This window comes from Modestobacter sp. I12A-02662 (assembly GCF_041028325.1).
Classification (GTDB): Bacteria; Actinomycetota; Actinomycetes; order Mycobacteriales; family Geodermatophilaceae; genus Modestobacter.
In genome coordinates this window covers 102,384-120,642 of sequence record NZ_JABGDE010000004.1, presented here as the reverse complement: position 1 = coordinate 120,642, position 18,259 = coordinate 102,384, and the positions used below count along the sequence as shown (strand labels likewise).

The window sequence follows — 18,259 nt, the reverse complement described above, 5'->3', positions numbered from 1 at the left end:
CGTCACCCTCCACGATTGGACTCCCTCCATGCGCACCAGAACCCTCGGGGCCCTCGGCCTCGCCGCCGCCCTGCTCACCGCTTGCGGCCAGCAGCAGCCGGGCTCCCCGGCGGCGGGAGGGGGGGCGGCGGCCTTCCCGACGGCCTCGCTCCAGCTGATCGCGCCGGCGGCGCCCGGCGGCGGTTGGGACAGCACGGCTCGTACGCTGCAGTCGGTCATCGAGGACGAGGGCCTGGCTCCCGAGGGTGTCGAGGTCGTCAACATCGCGGGTGCCGGCGGCACCATCGGGTTGTCCCAGTTCGCCGGTGAGACCGACCCGCACACCCTGATGGTCACCGGCGCGACACTGGTCGGCGCGGTCGAGACCAACGACTCCCCGGCGAGCCTGGACGAGGTGGTCCCGATCGCCCGGATCACCGAGGAGCACCACGTCATCGTGGTCCCGGCCGACTCGCCCCTGCAGGACATGACCGACCTGGCCGACGCCATGAAGGCGGACCTGGGTGCGGTGTCGATCGCCGGCGGCTCGGCCGGTGGCACCGACCAGATCACCGCCGGGCTGATCGCCCAGGCCGTCGGGGTGGACCCGAAGGGCGTGAACTACGTGGCCTTCTCCGGGGGCGGTGAGTCTCTCGCGGCCATCCTCGGCGGCCAGGTCACCGCGGCGATCTCCAACGTCCAGGAGTACGCCGGGCAGATCGAGGCCGGCGAGCTGCGGGCCCTGGGCGTGACCTCCCCTGAGCCGATCGAGGGCTTCGACGCGCCGACCCTCACCGAGCAGGGCATCGACGTCACCTTCGCCAACTGGCGCTGCATCCTCGCCCCGCCCGGGACCACCGACGAGCAGGCCGAGCAGATCACGGCGTTCCTGGACGAGGTCCACTCCGGCGCCGGCTGGCAGCAGGCGCTGGAGGAGAACGGCTGGACCGACGCCTACCAGAGCGGCGCTGAGTTCGACTCGTTCCTCGACGAGCAGGTGATCGAGATCCGCGACACCCTGACCCAGATCGGGCTGGTCCAGTGACCTCCGCCGCGCCGCCCGCCACGACGAGGGGACGGATCTCCTGGGGGGAGCTGGTTGCCGCCCTGGGGCTGACCGCCCTCGGCGTCGCCATGGTCCTCGACACGCACACGATCCGTGTGACGGCGACGGCCAACGCCGTGGGCCCCCGGTTCTTCCCGTACGTGGTGGGCGGTGCGGCGGCTCTCATCGGCCTCTGGCTGGCGATCTCCGTGCTGCGCGGCGACCAGGCCGAGCCGGAGAACAGCGAGGACATCGACCTCACGCAGAAGACCGACTGGCGGACCCTCGCCGGGCTCGCCGGCACCTTCGTCGTCTACATCCTGATCATCGAGCCGGTGGGCTACCTGCTCTCGACGATGTTCCTGTTCGGGGCCAGCGCCTTCACCCTGGGGGCGCGGCGGCCACGGAGCCTGGTCCTCACCACGCTCCTCGTGCCCTTCGCGACCTTCATGATCTTCACCCGGCTGCTGGGCATCTTCCTGCCCAACGGGATCCTGCAGGCGGTCATCTGATGGACAGCATCAGCCTGCTCATCGAGGGCTTCGGCACCGCCCTCACCCCGGAGAACCTGCTCTTCGCCTTCCTCGGAGTCCTGCTCGGGACCGCCGTCGGCGTCCTGCCGGGCATCGGGCCGGCCACGACGGTGGCCCTGCTGCTGCCGGTCACCTTCAGCCTGCCGGCGACCAGTTCGTTCATCATGTTCGCGGGCATCTACTACGGCGGCATGTACGGCGGGTCGACCACGTCCATCCTGCTGAACACCCCGGGTGAGGCCGCCTCGATCGTCACGGCGCTCGAGGGCAACAAGATGGCCAAGGCCGGCCGGGGCGCCACCGCCCTGGCGACAGCCGCCATCGGCAGCTTCGTCGCCGGGACGATCGCCACCGTCCTGCTGACCCTGGTGGCCCCGCAGGTGGTCCGCCTGGCCGTCGCGCTCAGCCCGGCCGACTACGTCGCGCTCATGGTGCTGGCCTTCCTCACGGTCTCCGCCGTCCTCGGCTCCAGCGTCGCGCGAGGGCTGGCCAGCCTCTCCGTCGGCCTGATGGTCGGGCTGATCGGCATCGACGCGCAGACCGGGCAGGCCAGGTTCACCTTCGGCATCCCGCAGCTGCTGGACGGGATCGACGTCGTGGTCGTCGCCGTCGCGCTTTTCGCCGTCGGCGAGTCGCTGTGGGTGGCGTCCCGGCTCCGGCACACGCCGGCCGACCTCATCCCCATCTCCGGCAAGTACATGACCCGCCAGGACTGGAAGCGATCGTGGAAGCCGTGGCTGCGCGGGACGGCGTTCGGCTTCCCCTTCGGCACCCTCCCCGCCGGCGGCGCGGAGGTCCCCACCTTCCTCAGCTACGCGACGGAGAAGCGGCTCTCCAAGCACCCGGAGGAGTTCGGCAACGGCGCGATCGAGGGGGTCGCCGGACCCGAGGCGGCGAACAACGCGGCCGCGGCCGGTGTGCTGGTGCCGCTGCTCAGCCTGGGGCTGCCCACCTCGGCGACGGCCGCAGTCATGCTCGCGGCGTTCCAGCAGTACGGGCTCCAGCCCGGCCCGCAGCTGTTCAGCAACAACGGGAGCCTGGTCTGGGCGCTCATCGCGAGCCTCTACATCGGCAACCTGCTGCTCCTGGTCCTGAACCTGCCGCTGGCGGGCATGTGGGTGAGGCTGCTGCGCATCCCGCGCCACTTCCTGTACGCGGGGATCCTGATGTTCGCGGCACTCGGCTCGTACACGGTGAACCTCTCACCGGTGGACCTCGCGCTGCTGTTCAGCCTCGGCGTGCTCGGCTACTTCTTCCGCAGGTACGGCTGGCCGGTGGCCCCCGCCATCGTCGGGCTGATCCTCGGCCCGGTCGCCGAGCAGCAGCTGCGGCGGGCGCTGGCGATCAGCCAGGGCGACGCGACGGTCCTGGTGGACAGTCCCTTCTCGATCACCCTCCTGGCCATCTCGGCGCTGATCCTCGTGGTTCCGCTCGCCCTCCGGCTGACCCGCGGCCGGACGAGCGACCGGCCCGGGGACGACGGCGACGCCGGGCCACAGGGTGGTCCGGACACCACGAACAGCCCGGACGCGTCCTCCTCCGCGTTGATCCCCAGCACCACCACCACTGCCGAGTCGAAGGAACGGTCATGAGCGTGCTCGTCGGATTCATCCCCACTCCCGAGGGGCGGGCCGCGCTCGAGGCCGCCATCACCGAGACGGAACTGCGGCAGACGTCGCTGATCGTGGTCAACGCCTCCTCCGGGGACTCGCTCGCCGACCCCCGGTGGGCCGCCCGCGACGCGATGGCCGAGCTCGAGCGGGAGCTGACCGAGGCCGGCGTCCCCCACGCGGTCGAGCAGCGCACCGGCCGCGACCCGGTCGAGGTGCTCGTCGAGATGGCCGACGACCGGGGCGTAGACCTGGTGGTGATCGGCCTGCGTCGGCGGAGCCCGGTCGGCAAGCTGCTGATGGGCAGCGCGGCCCAGCGGATCCTGCTGGAGGCCGGCTGCCCGGTGCTCGCGGTCAAGGTCGCCGGCTGAGCGGGATCCCGCCACACTCCCTGCATCGGCAGGAGACGCCGGACGGGCTGGGCGCGCCGCGGTGACGAGCGGTCCGGGCTGGCAGTTCCGGCTGCTGCTCCTGCACACGCTGCTGGTGCAGACCGTCACCTTCGTGGTCCGGCCGACGACGTCCTACCGGGCACTCGAGCTCGGGGTCCCCGGCGAGGCGCTCGGTGGTCTCTCGGCCGCCTTCGCCCTGGTGCCGCTCCTCCTGGCCCTCGGCGTCGGTCGGGTGACCGACCGCTGGGGGGAGCGCGTGGTCATCCTGCTCGGCGGCGTCGGCCTGTGCGGCGCCACGGTGCTGCTGCTGACCAGCTCCGGACTGACCGGCCTGGTGATCGGCACGGCCCTGCTGGGCCTGGGCCACCTGCTGTCGATGGTGGGGGAGCAGGCGCTGGTGGCCAACACCAGCACGGACGCCCGCCGGGACAGCCGGTTCGGTCACTACACCTTCGCGGCCTCCGCGGGTCAGGTCGCCGGGCCGGGGTTGATCTCCCTCTTCGACGCGTCCTCGGCGGTCCCCGACACCGACGCGCTGTTCACGGCAGCCTGCGTCCTGGCGCTCGTGGGCGTGCTGCTTGGCCTGGCGCTGCGACGGTCCCGGGCCGCGGTCCCGGAGCCGGCCGACCGCACGAGCGGAGGCGCGCGCCGGCTGCTGCGCACTCCGGGCCTGCTCCGGGCGCTGCTCGCCAGCTCTGTGGTGCTGGCGGCGGTGGACATCAGCCTCGCCTACTTCCCGGCGCTCGGGCAGGAGCGTGGCTTCAGCGCGGCCCTGGTGAGCCTGCTGCTGGCGGTCCGCGCCGCCGCCTCGATGGTCTCGCGGCTGTTCCTCGGCCGATTGGCCGCCTCCGTCGGCCGGCGCCGGCTGTTGCTGGTGAGCGTCACCGGTTCGGGCCTGACCGTCGCGGCGCTCGCGCTCCCGCTGCCGGTTCCGCTCGTCCTGGTGGTGGTGACCGTGGCCGGCCTGGTCCTGGGCGTCGGCCAGCCGCTGACCATGTCCTGGGTCGCCGGCACGGCCCCACCCCGTCTCCGGGGGACCGCGATGTCGCTGCGGATCACCGGCAACCGGCTCGGCCAGGTGACGATCCCGGCGGTGGCCGGTCTCGCCGCCGGGCTGGGCACCGGCGGCGTCTTCCTCACCACCGGCTGCCTCCTGCTCGCCGTGGCTCTCGCCGTCCGCCGGCTCCCGATGGAGGACGACCCGTCGTCCTGATCCGCCGGTGACCATGTCCAGTGACCAGAGGAGCACTCATGTCCGACCGCACCGCCCCCGCCCTCCGGCTGGCCGTCCTCCACGGTGACGGCATCGGCCCGGAGATCGTGCCCGCTGCCCTCGCCGTCGCCGATGCCGTCCACGCCGTCGGTCTCCCACCTGTGGGCTGGCTGCAGCTGCCCTTCGGTGTCTCGGCGATCGGGTCGCACGGGACAGCCGTCCCGCAGGAGACCCTCGCGGGACTCGCGGACGTCGACGGCTGGCTGCTCGGACCCGGGACGTCTGCCGGGAGGCGGCGCGCGACCACCCGGACGTCACGGTGGACCAGTTCCACATGGACGCCATGTGCGCCCGCCTCGTGCGCCGGGCCGACCAGTTCGACGTCGCCGTCACGGAGGACGTGTTCGGCGACATCCTGTCCGACCTGACCGGCGAGATCGCCGGCTCACTGGGGGGCGCCCCCAGCATCAACGCCTCGGACGCCCATGCCATGGCCCAGGCCTCGCACGGCTCGGCGCCGGACATCGCCGGCCGGGACGCGGCCGATCCCACCGCGATGATCCTCCCCACGGCGATGCTCTTGGACTGGCTGGCGACCCGGCGCGACGACACCCGACTGGCAGGCGCGGCCGGGCGCATCGAACAGGCGGTCGGCGCCGCGATCCGCAGCGGTGCCGCCACAGCGGACCTCGGCGGATCCGCCGGCTGCAGCGGGTTCGCCGCCGCCGTGGCCGCCGTCCGAGCGCCTGACCGCCCGATCGGCCGCTGACTCGTGGCGGGAGTACGGCAACAGGACGACGGCACCCGCTCGCCAGGACCGGGTCCGACACCAGACGGTGCAGCCACGCGCCGCGGTGCTGCTCGTCGACGTGACCGGGGCGATCGCCGCCTGGTGCAACCGCTCCGTGCGCGGACCCGTTGAACGCTCCCGACCGCTGCGCGGCCGGGCTTCCGCGTGGGCCCGGCCGCGCCGGTCCGCCGATGCCGGGTGTCAGGCGGCGGTGGCCGGCTGCGGGAACAGCCGGCGGAGCACGTCGGCGAGCGTGACGACGCCGAGGACCGCGCCGCCATCGGTGACCACGGCCAGGTGGTGACGGGTCTCGCGCATCCTCTTCAGCGCCGCGTGCACGGTGGTGTCCGCTCCCAGGGTGAACACCGGCCGGGCGAAGTCAGCCGCCGGCGCCTGCTCGGACGCGGTCAGGGTGTCGCGGACGTGCACCACACCGGTCAGCCGCGTCCGGTCCCCGAGCAGGATCCGCAGGTGCCCGGTGCGCCGGGTCGCCTCGCGCACCGCACCGACGGTGGCCTCGGCCGGCACCGCCCCCAGCGGCGCGTCCGCGGTGACCAGCTCGCGGACGGTCATCCGCTCCAGCTCCAGCGCGCCGGAGATCTGCGCGGAGAAGCGCGCGTCCAGCGCGCCCACGTTGGCCGAGTGCTCCACCAGGTGGCGCAGCGCGTCGGGGCTGTGCCCGACGGCGACCGCGTCCGCGGGCTCCACCCCGACCCTCCGGACCAGCGCGTTGGCCGCGGCGTTCAGCGCGCGCAGCAGCGGCCGGGACACCGCCATGAACGCGCGCATCGGCGCGGCGAGCAGCGTGGCCGAACGCTCCGGATGGGCGATCGCCCACGACTTGGGCGCCATCTCGCCCACCACCAGGTGGACGAACGTCACGAGCAGCAGCGCGAGGACGAAGCCGACCACATCCGCGGCGAGCAGCGGGAGCCCCCACGTCTCGAACAGCGGGGTCAGCCAGTGGTGCACCGCCGGCTTGCTGATCGCGCCCAGGGTCAGGGTGGCTGCGGTGATGCCCAGCTGCGACCCGGCCAGGAGCAGGGTCAGCTCCGAGGAGTTGCGCAGCGCGGCGCGCGCCGAGCGGCTGGTCGGCGCGGCCTCCTCCAGCCGGTGCCGCTTGGCCGCCAGCGCGGCGAACTCCACGGCGACGAAGAAGGCGGACAGCGCGACGATGACGGCGGTGGCGACGAGGACCACCCACGGGTTGTCGCTCATCGGGAGGGCTCCTCGGAGACGCGCGCCGCGCCGTCGGCGTCGGCCGGACCAGGGTCAGCGGTGGCGGGGTGCACCCGGTCGGGCAGCTCGAGGCGCACCCGCGAGGGCACGTGCCGGTCCACGGCGAGCACCTGCACGTGCAGCAGCCGCGGCGTCGGCGCGTCGGCGTGGACCAGATCGGCCGGGTCGGGCGGCAGCTCGACGGTCAGCCGGGTGCCGGGCTCCGGCAGGGTGCCGGCCGCGGCGATGACCAGGCCGGCGATCGTCTCGTGGTGCCCGCGCGGCAGGTCCACGGCGAGGGCGCGCTCGACCTCGTCCACGTGGACGTCGCCGGGCATCTCCCACACGCCGTCGCCCTCGACGGGCACGTACTCCGGGTGCTCGGCGTCGTGCTCGTCGGTGATCTCCCCGACCAGCTCCTCGGCGAGGTCCTCCAGGGTGATGACACCGGCGAACCCGCCGTACTCGTCGATGACGCAGGCCAGCTGGTCCCCGCTGTCGGCGAGCTGGCGCAACGCGTCGGGCAGCGAGGTGAACGTGGATACGACCAGGCACTCGCGGGCGATCGCGGTGACCGGCGCAGCGTCCGGCTCGGGGGTGGTGAGCAGGTCGGCCAGGTGGACCACGCCGACGACGTCGCCGGTCGCGGCGTCGAGCACCGGGTAGCGGGAGTGCCCGGACGCCATGAGCTCGCGGAGGTGTCCCAGGGTGTCGGTGCCCTCGACGGTGCCCACCCGCGGGCGGGGGATCATCGCGTGCTCGACGTCCCGGTCGGGGAAGTCGAGGATCCGGTCGACCAGCATCGACAGCTCCGCCGTGAGGTCCCCGCTCTCCCGGGACTCCTCGACGATGTGCTCCAGGTCGCGGGCGCTGGCGGCGTGCTCGACGTCGTGCACCGGCTCGATCCGGAGCGCCCGCAGCAGCAGGTTCGACGCCTGGTCGAACACCCAGATCAGCCAGCCGAACACCGTGAGGTACACGGTGGTGGACGCGGCCAGCCACCGGGCGACCGGCTCGGGGCGGGCGATGGCGAGGTTCTTCGGGAACAGCTCACCGAACAGCATCTGCACGATCGTGGAGAACAGCAGTGCGGTCACCGCGCCGATGCCCACGCTGACCGCGGTGGGGATGCCGACGCCGCCGAGCAGCGCGCCGAGGGACTCGCCGATCAGCGGCTCGGCGACGTAGCCGACCAGCAGGCCGGTGACGGTGATGCCCAGCTGCGCACCGGACAGCATGAACGACGTGCGGCGGGTCACCGCCAGCGACCGCCTCGCGGCCGCGTCCCCGGCTTCGGCGCGGGCGGCCAGCGCGGAGCGGTCGACCGTCATGAAGGCGAACTCCTGCGCCACGAAGTACCCGGTGAGCACGGTGATCCCCAGGACCACCGCGACACCCACCAGCAGGGAGAGAACCTCGGTCACCGGCCACGCACCCCCTCACCGGGATCGGGGTGCGCGGCCCGGGGACTGTGACAGGGGGTCATGGCTCTCTTCGACGACGGGACGGGGGTGGGCGGACGGCCCCCGGAGGTCAACGCGGCGGCTGCGGCGAGCGTTCCGAGCGGCGCGTGCCCGACGGTGCTCCGCCGACGGCTCCGGCTCACTGCTCGCCCCGGCGGCCGGATCACGGTGCGCGACGCGGACGGGATACCCGCCGACCCGGAGCACAACCCCCCTGCCCCGGCCCGCACCCCGTTCCGAGCCCCGGGGTGACGCCGGTCGGGGACCGTCACCCGGGCACGGCAGGCCGGTCCTCCGTCCGGCCGGGACGATCAGCCGAGCAGCAGCCCGAGCCCGCCGACGGTGAACGCCACCATCACCACGAGCAGGGGGAACTGGGCGAGGAGGGTTCGGCCGGGGGAGGCGACCCGGACGGCCCGGTCGTGCGCGAGCACGACGCCGAGCACGTGCCCGAGCACGATCGCGCCGACCTGGACGAGGCTGATCATGCGGGGTGAGACAGCCGTGTAGTCGATCAGGTTGCCGGCGGTGCCGAACAGGTCGAGCCCGGTCTGGAACGGGTCGCTGGCGAGCCGCCAGGTCCGCTGCCCGTCCAGGAGGAGCAGCGAGAAGTAGTGGGCGATGGCGTAACCGGCGGCGATCGGGATCAGCGAGTGGGCGTACGCGGCAGGGCCGCCGGCCGCGCCGGAGATCCGGGCGGACAGCGCCGTCGCCACGACGTACAGCGCGGCCACCACGCCCACCGTGTCCAGCAGGCCCAGGGTGGCGAACAGGCCGGCGCCGTCACCGGCCAGGCCTGGCCCGTCCTGCCACCAGCGGGTCCGGGTGATCCCGTCGAAGGCGGTGCCGCCGACGAGCACGACGACGACCGCGGTCAGTCCGGGCACCGGAGGGGTCCCCTCCGCCCCGGAGAGCGGGTTGCGCAGCACCAGGCGGCCGTCGGAGCGGCGGCCGATCGGGGCGAGCCGGCCGAGCAGGGTCGAGTACACCTCGAAGCCGTCACCGCGGGCGAACCAGCCGGGCCCGAACCACAGTCCGGCCAGGAGCTGGACGACGCCGTAGGAGACGAGGAACAGCCCGACCGTGCTGGGCTGGGACCGCCCCGGGTGGGCCAGCTCCAGCCAGGAGTAGAGCAGCAGTGCGGCGGCGGCGGGCCACGAACCGACCCGGTCGAGACGGTCGGCCCCCGGAGCCGGTCCGGTGAGCCGCGCCAGCAGCGCGTGCAGGGTCCGCAACGGGTTGACCCGCCGCCAGACCGGGCCGAGCAGCAGGCTGACCGGGACCAGCCCGACCCAGAAGGTGACGTAGAAGCCGTACACGCCGAGGTTCGCCTCGGGCAGGGCCGGCCCGGCCAGGGCCACCGCGACGACGACCGCGGTCGCCACGAGGACGACCGCGCGCAGCACCCCGGTGGTGACCGGGTGGTCGACGGCGGCCTGGACGGCGACGGGCAACGGTCTGCCCGCGTCCGCGCGCAGCCGCGGCTCGGGCCACAGCAGACCGAGCGCCGCGAAGGAGACGACCACCGCGCACGCGCCGCCGGTGACCGCGAGCCACACCGGCACCGGCAGATCGCTGCGGGAGCCGACGCCGTGCGCCAGGACGGCGTCCGCCCATGCGACCGGGCCGCCGCCCGCCGTCGCGTCCGGCGTCACTGCACCTGCAGCCGGGTCAGCAGCAGCCCCGACTCGTGCAGCTCGACCTCGAACACCCCGGGGATGTCGGCCGTGAACTCGACGCTCACCGGCTGGCCGGGAACGGTGTCCGCCGTCAGGTCGTAGCCGTGGACGTGCACCTCGTCGAGGAGGTCGGCGGTGACCTCGATCCGGACCGGTGAGCCGAGCTCGACGACGGCGCGGCCGCTCTCACCGCTGACGGCGCCCGCGGACACGACCAGCGCGATCACCCGCGCGGTGTCGGGCTGGGTCGCCGCGGGCGGTCCGGCGCTCGTGGTGTGCTCCGTCCCGGCGGTCTCCTGCGGGACGGACGGGGCCGGGCTGCTCGCCGGAGGAGAGGAGGAGTCGGCCGCGCCGCTGCCGGGGGCGGTGGAGCCGCAGGCGGTCAGGCCGGCCAGCGCGGCGGTCAGGACGAGGGCGGGCACGACGCGAGGCATGGTCCGTCTCCGGGTCGGCGGTGGGGCGCGAGGTGGACCCGGCCAGCGTGGCGGTCCTCGGGAGACCGAGGAAGGTCATCCGGCACGGGGGGAACCGGCGGGCGGCTCGTGGGCGCGCGGGTTGCATCCCGTACCCAGGTACGGGTCTACCGTTCCGGCATGACCGCTCCCACGCCCGGCTCCCACGTCCCCGGCCCTGGTCTCGTGGGGTTCCCGGAGGACTGCACGCTGCCGACCGCCGACCGGCCGCTCCGGGTGGCGGAGTTCGACGCGCTGTTCGCCGCGTCCCTCCGCGCCGTGGCGCGCCCACCCGGGGACGCGACCCGGGCACGGCTGATGCTGGCCGGCGACGCGGACCTGCGGGACCGCGTGCAGCGCCTGGCCGACGCCGAGACCTCGTGCTGCTCGTTCTTCTCCTTCACGCTCACGGCGCTGCCCGGCGACGGCGGGACCACCCTGGCCCTGGACGTCGAGGTGCCGGCCAGCCACGCCGACGTGCTCGCCGGCCTGCTGGCCCAGGCCGAGCGGGCCCGCGGAGCCGCCGCGTGAGCGGGACGTCGGCGTCCGGCCTGCGCAGCGGGCAGCTCGCCGCCGCCGCCGGCGTGAACGTCGAGACGTTGCGCTACTACGAGCGGCGTGGGCTGCTGGCCGAACCGCACCGCAGCCCCGGCGGGCACCGGCTGTACCCGGAGTCCGCGGTGACCACCCTGCGGGTGGTCAAGGCCGCGCAGCGGCTCGGGTTCACCCTCGACGAGGTCGCCGACCTGATCGAGGTGGGTCGGCACCGGCACCGGCGCGCGGGTGGCGTCCCCGGGCTGCAGGCGCGGGCGCAGGCCAAGCTCGCCGCGGTCGAGGAGCGCATCGCCGACCTGGTGACCATCCGGGACGACCTGCGCGCCGCGCTGGACGCCGGCTGCGACGACCTCGTCGCGTGCGCCGGCAACGACCGCTGCCCCATCCCGTTCTCCACCCTCACCGTCCGACCGGGCGCCGGGCCAGACCCAGCACGTGCGGGCTCGCCGGCTGAGGGGGGCCGGACCCGGGGAAGCGGAGCCGGCGCGCGGTCGTGACCGCGAACCCGGCCGCGGTGATGTCGCCGAGCGGATCGGTGGCGGTGTGGCAGCCGCCGGTCAACAGCGGCCACACCGTGGCGTCCGCCAGCCGCTGCACCGCCCGCAGCACCGGCGTCCCGGCGCGGGTGTGCTCGAGGAACGCGAGCATCCCGCCAGGACGCAGCACCCGGGTGACCTCGGCCAGTGCGGCGGGCCGGTCGGGCAGCGAGCACATCACCAGGCACACCACCGCCGCGTCGCAGCAGGCACCGGCCAGCGGCAGCGCCGTGGCGGTGCCTGGCACGACGGTCACCGCGACCGGAGCGGTCGTTGCCGCCTCGGCCGCGAGGGCCCGGAGCCTGGGTTCGGGCTCGACGGCGGTCACGTGCGTGACCGTCGCCGGGTAGCGGGCGAAGTTGCGGCCGTTGCCGGCGCCGATCTCGACCACCGCCCCGGACAGCGGCGCGAGCAGCTCCGTGCGCAGCGCGGCCAGGCCCTCGTCGTCCATCCGGCCGCTGATCGCGGCGTAGAACCGGCTGAACACCGGCCGTGGCCGGTCGGCGACCGGTGGGCGGGGAGAGGTCATGATCGGGTCGGCCCGGTCAGCGGGTGGCCGTGGCGATCTGCCAGACCAGGCCTCGGTGGGCGAGCGTGGCGTTCATCCCGCGGTCGGCGAGGACGCCGAGCATGGCCGCCGGCGGGTGCGTGAACGTGCGGAACTCGCGCCCGGACAGCCGGAGCACCGTGTTCTCCGTGGCGGCCACCGCTCGGAAGAGCGGATCGCGCGGCGGGAAGCTGAACACGACCTGCCGGCGGGTGTGGTCGGCGGCCGTGCCGAGCAGGCCCGCGTAGTCGGGGTAGCAGCAGACCACCCGGTGCAGGACGAGGACGTCCGCCGGTCCCACCGCGCCGGGCTCGGCGGCGAGGTCGACCAGCCGGCGGTCCACCCGGTCGGTCAGCCCGGCCTCGGCGGCCAGCGCCGCGGCGGCGTCCTCGTAGGCGGGGGAGAGCTCCAGGTTGGTCACCGAGGCCGCACCGCGGCGCAGCAGCTCGAGACCGATCTCGCCGACCCCGCCGCCGATCTCCAGCACGGTCCTGTTCCGGACGTCGCCCTCGGCGACCAGGGCGACCATCCGGCGGGCGGTCCGGTCCAGGCCCTTCGCCCGGTAGCGGGCCGCCCTGCGCCGCGCGAACCGGTCGTCGAACACCCGGTCGCAGCCCCGCGGGTCGCAGCAGCCGGCCATCGGGCGATCATCCCACCGGCTCGGCGTCCGACCACGGCGTGGACGGGACGGTGGGCTCGGCGGAGGGCGTCACTACGCCGCGGCCGGGGCGTACAGGCCGGGCGGGGACGGCAGCTCGACCAGGACCCGGCCGCCCTCGTGCAGCGACCGGAGCGCCGCGTCGGAGACGACCTGCGCGACGTGGCCGTCCCAGGCGCCGGGCCCCGCGGGCGGACGGCCGGCGGCGACGGTGTCGACCCACTCGCGCAGCTCGATGTCGTAGGACAGGGCGAAGCGCTCCCGCCAGTCGGCCGGCACCAGGCCGGCGACGGCGCCCTCGCGGCGGATGTGCACCGGAGCCGGGTCGGCCAGCTGGACCGTGCCGGTCTCACCGGAGACCTCGCAGCGGATCTCGTAGCCGTAGTGGACGTTGACCGACACCTCGACGTCGGCCAGGACGCCGTCGGCCAGCTCGAACAGCACGAGCAGGGGGTCCTGCAGCTCGCCGCCGCGGCTGCTCTTCCGCGGGGTGAGCACCTGGACGGCGGTGATCTCCTGGCCGCACAACCACCGCAGCTCGTCGATCTCGTGGACGGCGGTGTCGGCGATGGACATGTCCCGGGTGTAGTGCGGCGGCACGGAGGCGTTGCGGTGCGCGCAGTGCACCAGCAGCGGGGCGCCGATGACGCCGCTGTCCACGGCCTGCTTCAGCGCCCGGTGCGCGGGGTCGTAGCGGCGGTTGAAGCCCACCTGGACCAGCCGGCGGCCGGCGGCGACCTCCGCGTCGACGATCCGCCGGGTCGCCTCCTGGCTGGTGGCCAGCGGCTTCTCGCAGAACACCGGCTTGCCGGCGGCGATGCAGGCCAGCACGTACTCCTCGTGCGTCGGCCCCCAGGAGGTGACCACGACGGCGTCCACGGCGTCGGAGGCGATCAGCTCCGCCCCGCCGGGCAGCGCCTTCGCGGCCGGCAACCGCCCGGCCACGTCCGCGGCGCGCGCGGCGTCCGCGTCGGCGACCGCGACCACCCGGCTGCCGCCGGGACCGCCGTCCAGGCGGCGGACGTGCTCCTGGCCGATCATGCCGACCCCGACGACCCCTACGTCCAGCGCCACCACGCCCTCCTCGGCTCCATGTCCGGCCCGGCTCGTGCCGGCCGCGTCGCGGTCAAGGCTGTGGCCGCCGCCGCAGCCGCGTCAACGCGGGCCCTCGCGCCGGCTCATCGCCGACCGGCCGGCACCGGGGACGGCGGCGGACTCCAGCAGCGGCAGCGTGCGCCACGGCACGATCTCCGACAGGGCGACCACGCTGGTGGAGCGGACCACCGCCGACGAGCGGTTGAGGTCCACGAGCGTCTGCTGGAGGGCCTCGTGCGAGGCGGCTGCGACCCGGCACAGCACGTCCCCGACGCCGGTCGTGGCGTGCGCCTCGAGGACGCCGGGGATGGCCTCCAGGTCGCGGGTGACGGCCTCGATCGCGCCCTGGGCGATCTCCAGCGTGACGAACGCCTGGACGCCGAAGCCCGCCGCGGCCACGTCGACGTCCGGGCCGTACCCCGTGACCACCCCCGCCGCCGTCAGCCGCTCCAGCCGTGAGGTCACCGTGGCCCGGGCGACACCGGCGATCCGCGACAGCTCCAGGTCCCCGGCCCGGGGGTGGTCGTGGAGCGCGGCCAGCAGGGCCACGTCCAGGGCGTCCAGTGCTCTCCTGCCGGTCACTCGCGGCTCCCTTCCTCACCCGCCGACCTGGACTGTGCATCCTGCACAGTCCAGGTCGCTGCATGCTGTCCGGGTTGGTCATCTTGGTGAGCAGTGTCGTCGCTGCTTGCGCAGTCCGTCGTCCCCAGTGTCCAGTGGTGGCGGCACCGCCGGACGGACCTGTGGTGGAGGGAGACGGACATGAGCCTCGAGCAGACCCTGAACGACGAGGAGCGCCTGGCCCAGCTGGACGCCGACCAGCTCAGGCAGCTGGTGGGGCTGGTCGAGTACGACGCCTCCGGTGACCCGTTCCCGGTGTCCGGCTGGGACTCCCTGGTCTGGGTCGTGGGCAACGCGGTGCAGACCGCGCACTTCTTCCAGTCCGCCTTCGGCATGGAGCTGATCGCCTACTCCGGACCGGAGACCGGCAACCGGGACCACCACGCCTTCGTGCTGCGGTCCGGGGCCGCCCGCTTCGTGGTCACCGGCGCCTACGACCCGGCCAGTCCGCTGGCCGACCACCACCGGGCGCACGGCGACGGCATCTCCGACATCGCGCTGTCGGTGCCCGACGTGGACCGCTGCATCGCGCACGCCGCCGCGCAGGGCGCGACCGTGCTCGAGCAGCCGCACGACCTCACCGACGAGCACGGCACGGTGCGGGTCGCGGCGATCGCCGCCTACGGGGACACCCGGCACACGCTGGTCGACCGGTCCCGCTACACCGGGCCGTACCTGCCCGGCTACGTCGCCCGGACGTCGTCCTACGTCAAGCGGGACGGCGCCCCCAAGCGCCTCTTCCAGGCGGTCGACCACGTGGTCGGCAACGTCGAGCTGGGCGCGATGGACCGCTGGGTGGACTTCTACAACCGGGTCATGGGCTTCACGAACATGGCCGAGTTCGTCGGCGCGGACATCGCCACCGACTACTCCGCGCTGATGAGCAAGGTGGTCGCCAACGGCAACCACCGGGTGAAGTTCCCGCTCAACGAGCCGGCCGTGGGCCGGAGGAAGTCCCAGATCGACGAGTACCTGGAGTTCTACGGCGGGCCCGGCGCACAGCACGTCGCCCTGGCCACCAACGACATCGTCGGCACGGTCGACGCGCTGCGCGCCGAGGGCATCGAGTTCCTCGCCACCCCGGAGTCCTACTACCGGGACCCGGCACTGCGGGCGCGCATCGGCGAGGTGCGGGTGCCGATCGAGGAGCTGCAGGCCCGCGGCATCCTGGTCGACCGGGACGAGGACGGCTACCTGCTGCAGATCTTCACCAAGCCGATCGGCGACCGGCCCACGGTCTTCTTCGAGCTGATCGAGCGGCACGGTTCGCTCGGGTTCGGCATCGGCAACTTCAAGGCGCTGTTCGAGGCGATCGAGCGCGAGCAGGAGAAGCGCGGCAACTTCTGACAGGGGGCCGTCCGGGGGCAGGGAGCGCGAGCGCCTCCTGCCCCCGGGCCGGGCTCAGGCCTCCGGGCTCGGCGCCTCGTCGTCGAGGACGGCCTCGCGCGTCCCCGACTCGTCGTCGCCGGTCGCCTTGGCCTTCTGCCGCCACTGGGTCAGGGCCCGCTCGGTGTAGCCGTTCGGCTCCCGCCGTCCGGAGAAGACGAGGTCCAGCGCGGCCTGGAACGACGGGCTGCCGTCCAGGTCGGCGCACATCGGCCGGTAGCCCGGCTCGCCGGCGTTCTGCCCGTCGACGACCTCGGCCATCCGGGCGAACGTCTCCCGCACCTGCGCCTCGTCGACCAGCCCGTGGTGCAGCCAGTTGGCGATCTGCTGGCTGGAGATCCGCAGCGTCGCGCGGTCCTCCATCAGGCCCACGCCCTCCAGGTTGGGCACGGTCGAGCAGCCGATGCCCAACCCGACCCAGCGCACGACGTAGCCCAGGATGGACTGGGCGTTGGTCTCCAGCTCGTGCCGCTTCTCCTCGTCGGAGAGGCCGGCACCGCCGTCGGGCAGGACGGGGGGCACGAGCAGGCCGCGCCGCTCGGCGAGCGGACGCTGCTTGATCTCCTCCTGGACGGCGAGCACGTCGGTCTCCAGGTAGTGCAGCGCGTGCAGCGTCGCCGCGGTGGGTGAGGGCACCCAGGCGGTGTTCGCCCCGGCCTTGGGGTGGCCGCCCTTGGTGTCGAGCATCTCCCGCATCGCCGCGGGCTTGGCCCACATGCCCTTGCCGATCTGCGCCTGCCCGACGAACCCTGCGCGCAGCGCGACGTCGACGTTGCGGTCCTCGTAGGTCTTCAGCCAGGTCTGCGACCGCTGGTCGTCCTTGCGGACCACCGGACCGGCCTCGAAGTCGGTGTGGATCTCGTCGCCGGTGCGGTCCAGGAAGCCGGTGTTGACGAAGACGACCCGGTCGGCCGCCCGGGCGATGCAGGTCTCGAGGTTGGTCGAGGTCCGCTTCTCCTCGTCCATGATCCCGATCTTGAGGGTCGTCGGCTCGAGGCCGAGCGCCTCCTCCACCGCCGCGAGCAGCTCCACGGACGCGGTGACCTCGTCGGGGCCGTGCATCTTCGGCTTGACGATGTAGACGCTGCCGGTCCGGGTGTTGGAGTACCGGCCCCGGCCGCGCAGCTCGTGCAGCGCGGCCGTCGCGGAGACGACGGCGTCGAGCACCTCCTCGAGGATCGGCTCGCCGTCGGCGGTCCGGACGGCGTCCAGCCGCATGTGGTGCCCCACGTTGCGGACCAGCAGCAGCGAGCGGCCGGGCAGGGTGAGCTCGTTCCCGTCGGTGCCGACGTAGCTGCGGTCGCCGTTCACCTCGCGGGTCACGGTGCGCCCGCCCTTGCCGAACGAGGCGGTCAGCTCACCGGTCCGCAGGCCCAGCCAGGTGCGGTAGGCCCCCACCTTGTCCGGGCCGTCGACCGTGGCGACCGAGTCCTCGAGGTCCACGATGGTCGTGACCGCGGACTCCAGCACCGCGTCGGACACCCCCGCGTGGTGCTGGCCGCCCACCCGGGTCGACGGGTCGATCGTCAGCTCCAGGTGCAGCCCGTTCCGGCGGAGCAGCACCGCGCCCGGCCCGTCGCCGTCCCCGTCGCCGGGCCGGTGGCCGGCGAACTGCGCCGGGTCGGCGAGGCCGGTCGTCCCCGACGACGTCTCGACGGAGAGCTCGCCGGCCGAGGCCACCCGGTAGGCGACCGCGTCGGCGTGGCTGCCGTCCGCCAGCGGGAAGAACTGGTCCAGCAGGCGGTCGGCCTCGGCGATGACCTGCGCGCCGCGGCGCTCGTCGTAGCCGCGCTCGAGCTCGTGGTCCAGCGGCAGCGCGTCGGTGCCGTAGAGCGCGTCGTACAGCGAACCCCAGCGGGCGTTGGCCGCGTTCAGCGCGTACCGGGGCACGGTCGCGGGCACGACCAGCTGCGGGCCGGGGACCTCGGCGATCTCCCGGTCCACCCGGTCCACCCGGACCTTCGGGTCCTCGACGGGCACCAGGTAGCCGATCTCGGTGAGGAACGCCTCCAGCTCCTCGACGTCCCCGGCCCCGTGCTCGCGGTGCCAGCCGTCGATCTGCTCCTGCAGCTCGTCGCGGCGGCGCAGCAGCTGCTCGACCCGCCCGCCGAACCGTTCCTGCAGATCGGCGACGATGGCCCAGAACCGCGCCGGGTCCAGGTCCAGACCGGCGACCAGCTCGTCGGCCACGAAGTCGCGCAGCAGGGGGTCGACCTGCAGTCCACCGGTCGAAGTCTCGTCGCTCATGCTCTCCACTCTCGTCTCTCTCCCATCTCCCGGGACGACCGCCCCGTACAGAACTGTCTCATCGCCGCACCGGCCGACTCCTCCGGCGTCCGGACGTGGACGACTCCGGTCCACTGCAGCAACGCTGCGGGCAGCACTCCCGCCCGGCGGTGGCTGCGTCGTGTCGCGGCCGGCGGCGCACCGCTCGGGTCTACCCCCGATCCAGGCGTTCCGCAGCTCGACCGCGGAGAACGGGCGCGA

19 protein-coding genes are annotated in these 18,259 nt (G+C 74.0%); 10 read left to right on the top strand and 9 right to left on the bottom strand.

The features are described from left to right. The first annotated feature begins 28 nt into the window (after nt 1-28). The 7 genes from HL189_RS05670 to HL189_RS05640 all read left to right on the top strand — a co-directional run bounded on the left by HL189_RS05670 (nt 29) and on the right by HL189_RS05640 (nt 5,541). Nucleotides 29-1,024: a tripartite tricarboxylate transporter substrate binding protein gene (locus HL189_RS05670; protein WP_369132736.1), complete on the top strand. Its 996-nt coding sequence runs from the start codon at nt 29-31 to the stop codon at nt 1,022-1,024. Beyond that, a complete protein-coding gene (locus tag HL189_RS05665; protein WP_369132735.1) occupies nt 1,021-1,536 on the top strand; it encodes a tripartite tricarboxylate transporter TctB family protein in 516 nt (171 codons plus the stop codon). Before HL189_RS05670 ends, HL189_RS05665 begins: the two co-directional genes overlap by 4 nt. Next, nucleotides 1,536-3,149, top strand: a complete 1,614-nt coding sequence (locus HL189_RS05660; RefSeq protein ID WP_369132734.1) for a tripartite tricarboxylate transporter permease — start codon at nt 1,536-1,538, stop codon at nt 3,147-3,149. Before HL189_RS05665 ends, HL189_RS05660 begins: the two co-directional genes overlap by 1 nt. After that, on the top strand, nt 3,146-3,538 hold the full coding sequence (locus HL189_RS05655) for a universal stress protein (protein ID WP_369132733.1): 393 nt from the start codon (nt 3,146-3,148) through the stop codon (nt 3,536-3,538). The genes HL189_RS05660 and HL189_RS05655 overlap by 4 nt, the downstream gene beginning before the upstream one ends. A gap of 61 nt (nt 3,539-3,599) precedes the next feature. After that, a complete protein-coding gene (locus HL189_RS05650; RefSeq protein ID WP_369132732.1) occupies nt 3,600-4,772 on the top strand; it encodes an MFS transporter in 1,173 nt (390 codons plus the stop codon). A gap of 38 nt (nt 4,773-4,810) precedes the next feature. Beyond that, nucleotides 4,811-5,200, top strand: a complete 390-nt coding sequence (locus tag HL189_RS05645; RefSeq protein WP_369132731.1) for an isocitrate/isopropylmalate family dehydrogenase — start codon at nt 4,811-4,813, stop codon at nt 5,198-5,200. Further along, entirely contained in the window at nt 5,092-5,541 is a 450-nt protein-coding gene (locus HL189_RS05640) for an isocitrate/isopropylmalate family dehydrogenase (protein ID WP_369132730.1), read from the top strand. Before HL189_RS05645 ends, HL189_RS05640 begins: the two co-directional genes overlap by 109 nt. Before the next feature lie 222 nt (nt 5,542-5,763). Here HL189_RS05640 and HL189_RS05635 read toward each other — a convergent pair whose 3' ends face one another. The 4 genes from HL189_RS05635 to HL189_RS05620 all read right to left on the bottom strand — a co-directional run bounded on the left by HL189_RS05635 (nt 5,764) and on the right by HL189_RS05620 (nt 10,344). After that, nucleotides 5,764-6,780 (bottom strand): CNNM domain-containing protein, encoded by a 1,017-nt coding sequence (locus HL189_RS05635; RefSeq protein WP_369132729.1) that lies wholly within the window; start codon nt 6,778-6,780, stop codon nt 5,764-5,766. Further along, nucleotides 6,777-8,204, bottom strand: coding sequence for a hemolysin family protein (locus HL189_RS05630; protein WP_369132728.1), 1,428 nt, complete (start codon nt 8,202-8,204; stop codon nt 6,777-6,779). The genes HL189_RS05635 and HL189_RS05630 overlap by 4 nt, the downstream gene beginning before the upstream one ends. 350 nt (nt 8,205-8,554) lie before the next feature. Then, nucleotides 8,555-9,898, bottom strand: coding sequence for a hypothetical protein (locus HL189_RS05625; protein ID WP_369132727.1), 1,344 nt, complete (start codon nt 9,896-9,898; stop codon nt 8,555-8,557). Then, nucleotides 9,895-10,344 carry a hypothetical protein gene (locus HL189_RS05620; protein ID WP_369132726.1) on the bottom strand — a complete coding sequence of 150 codons (450 nt, stop codon included), beginning with the start codon at nt 10,342-10,344 and terminating at the stop codon, nt 9,895-9,897. The genes HL189_RS05625 and HL189_RS05620 overlap by 4 nt, the downstream gene beginning before the upstream one ends. A 171-nt stretch (nt 10,345-10,515) precedes the next feature. Here HL189_RS05620 and HL189_RS05615 point away from each other — a divergent pair, with 171 nt between their 5' ends. Together HL189_RS05615 and HL189_RS05610 are read left to right on the top strand one after the other, a co-directional pair. Further along, nucleotides 10,516-10,905: a hypothetical protein gene (locus tag HL189_RS05615; protein WP_369132725.1), complete on the top strand. Its 390-nt coding sequence runs from the start codon at nt 10,516-10,518 to the stop codon at nt 10,903-10,905. After that, nucleotides 10,902-11,426: a MerR family transcriptional regulator gene (locus tag HL189_RS05610; protein WP_369132724.1), complete on the top strand. Its 525-nt coding sequence runs from the start codon at nt 10,902-10,904 to the stop codon at nt 11,424-11,426. Before HL189_RS05615 ends, HL189_RS05610 begins: the two co-directional genes overlap by 4 nt. On the opposite strand, the gene HL189_RS05605 is transcribed toward HL189_RS05610, so the two are convergent. The 4 genes from HL189_RS05605 to HL189_RS05590 all read right to left on the bottom strand — a co-directional run bounded on the left by HL189_RS05605 (nt 11,329) and on the right by HL189_RS05590 (nt 14,347). Beyond that, nucleotides 11,329-11,994 (bottom strand): class I SAM-dependent methyltransferase, encoded by a 666-nt coding sequence (locus HL189_RS05605; protein ID WP_369132723.1) that lies wholly within the window; start codon nt 11,992-11,994, stop codon nt 11,329-11,331. The two genes, HL189_RS05610 and HL189_RS05605, sit on opposite strands and share 98 nt — an antisense overlap. A gap of 16 nt (nt 11,995-12,010) precedes the next feature. Next, a complete protein-coding gene (locus HL189_RS05600; RefSeq protein WP_369132722.1) occupies nt 12,011-12,652 on the bottom strand; it encodes a methyltransferase domain-containing protein in 642 nt (213 codons plus the stop codon). Between the two features lie 72 nt (nt 12,653-12,724). Beyond that, nucleotides 12,725-13,744: a Gfo/Idh/MocA family oxidoreductase gene (locus HL189_RS05595; protein ID WP_369132721.1), complete on the bottom strand. Its 1,020-nt coding sequence runs from the start codon at nt 13,742-13,744 to the stop codon at nt 12,725-12,727. Between the two features lie 81 nt (nt 13,745-13,825). Next, the gene (locus HL189_RS05590; RefSeq protein WP_369132720.1) at nt 13,826-14,347 is read right to left on the bottom strand and encodes an Lrp/AsnC family transcriptional regulator; all 522 of its coding nucleotides are present in this window, start codon (nt 14,345-14,347) and stop codon (nt 13,826-13,828) included. Nucleotides 14,348-14,527: 180 nt separating this feature from the next. Between HL189_RS05590 and hppD the strand changes: the two genes are divergently transcribed. Then, on the top strand, nt 14,528-15,733 hold the full coding sequence (gene hppD / locus HL189_RS05585) for a 4-hydroxyphenylpyruvate dioxygenase (protein WP_369132719.1): 1,206 nt from the start codon (nt 14,528-14,530) through the stop codon (nt 15,731-15,733). A 54-nt stretch (nt 15,734-15,787) separates the two neighbouring features. On the opposite strand, the gene HL189_RS05580 is transcribed toward hppD, so the two are convergent. Further along, nucleotides 15,788-18,019 carry a malate synthase G gene (locus HL189_RS05580; RefSeq protein ID WP_369132718.1) on the bottom strand — a complete coding sequence of 744 codons (2,232 nt, stop codon included), beginning with the start codon at nt 18,017-18,019 and terminating at the stop codon, nt 15,788-15,790. Nucleotides 18,020-18,259 lie beyond the last annotated feature (240 nt).

Excerpts from the sequence above, each read along its gene's own strand:
- HL189_RS05670 (WP_369132736.1), top strand. The coding sequence starts at position 29 with ATGCGCACCAGAACCCTCGGGGCCCTCGGCCTCGCCGCCGCCCTGCTC.
- HL189_RS05660 (WP_369132734.1), top strand. The coding sequence starts at position 1,536 with ATGGACAGCATCAGCCTGCTCATCGAGGGCTTCGGCACCGCCCTCACC.
- HL189_RS05655 (WP_369132733.1), top strand. The coding sequence starts at position 3,146 with ATGAGCGTGCTCGTCGGATTCATCCCCACTCCCGAGGGGCGGGCCGCG.
- HL189_RS05645 (WP_369132731.1), top strand. The coding sequence starts at position 4,811 with ATGTCCGACCGCACCGCCCCCGCCCTCCGGCTGGCCGTCCTCCACGGT.
- HL189_RS05635 (WP_369132729.1), bottom strand. The coding sequence starts at position 6,780 with ATGAGCGACAACCCGTGGGTGGTCCTCGTCGCCACCGCCGTCATCGTC.
- HL189_RS05615 (WP_369132725.1), top strand. The coding sequence starts at position 10,516 with ATGACCGCTCCCACGCCCGGCTCCCACGTCCCCGGCCCTGGTCTCGTG.
- HL189_RS05605 (WP_369132723.1), bottom strand. The coding sequence starts at position 11,994 with ATGACCTCTCCCCGCCCACCGGTCGCCGACCGGCCACGGCCGGTGTTC.
- HL189_RS05600 (WP_369132722.1), bottom strand. The coding sequence starts at position 12,652 with ATGGCCGGCTGCTGCGACCCGCGGGGCTGCGACCGGGTGTTCGACGAC.
- hppD (WP_369132719.1), top strand. The coding sequence starts at position 14,528 with ATGAGCCTCGAGCAGACCCTGAACGACGAGGAGCGCCTGGCCCAGCTG.
- HL189_RS05580 (WP_369132718.1), bottom strand. The coding sequence starts at position 18,019 with ATGAGCGACGAGACTTCGACCGGTGGACTGCAGGTCGACCCCCTGCTG.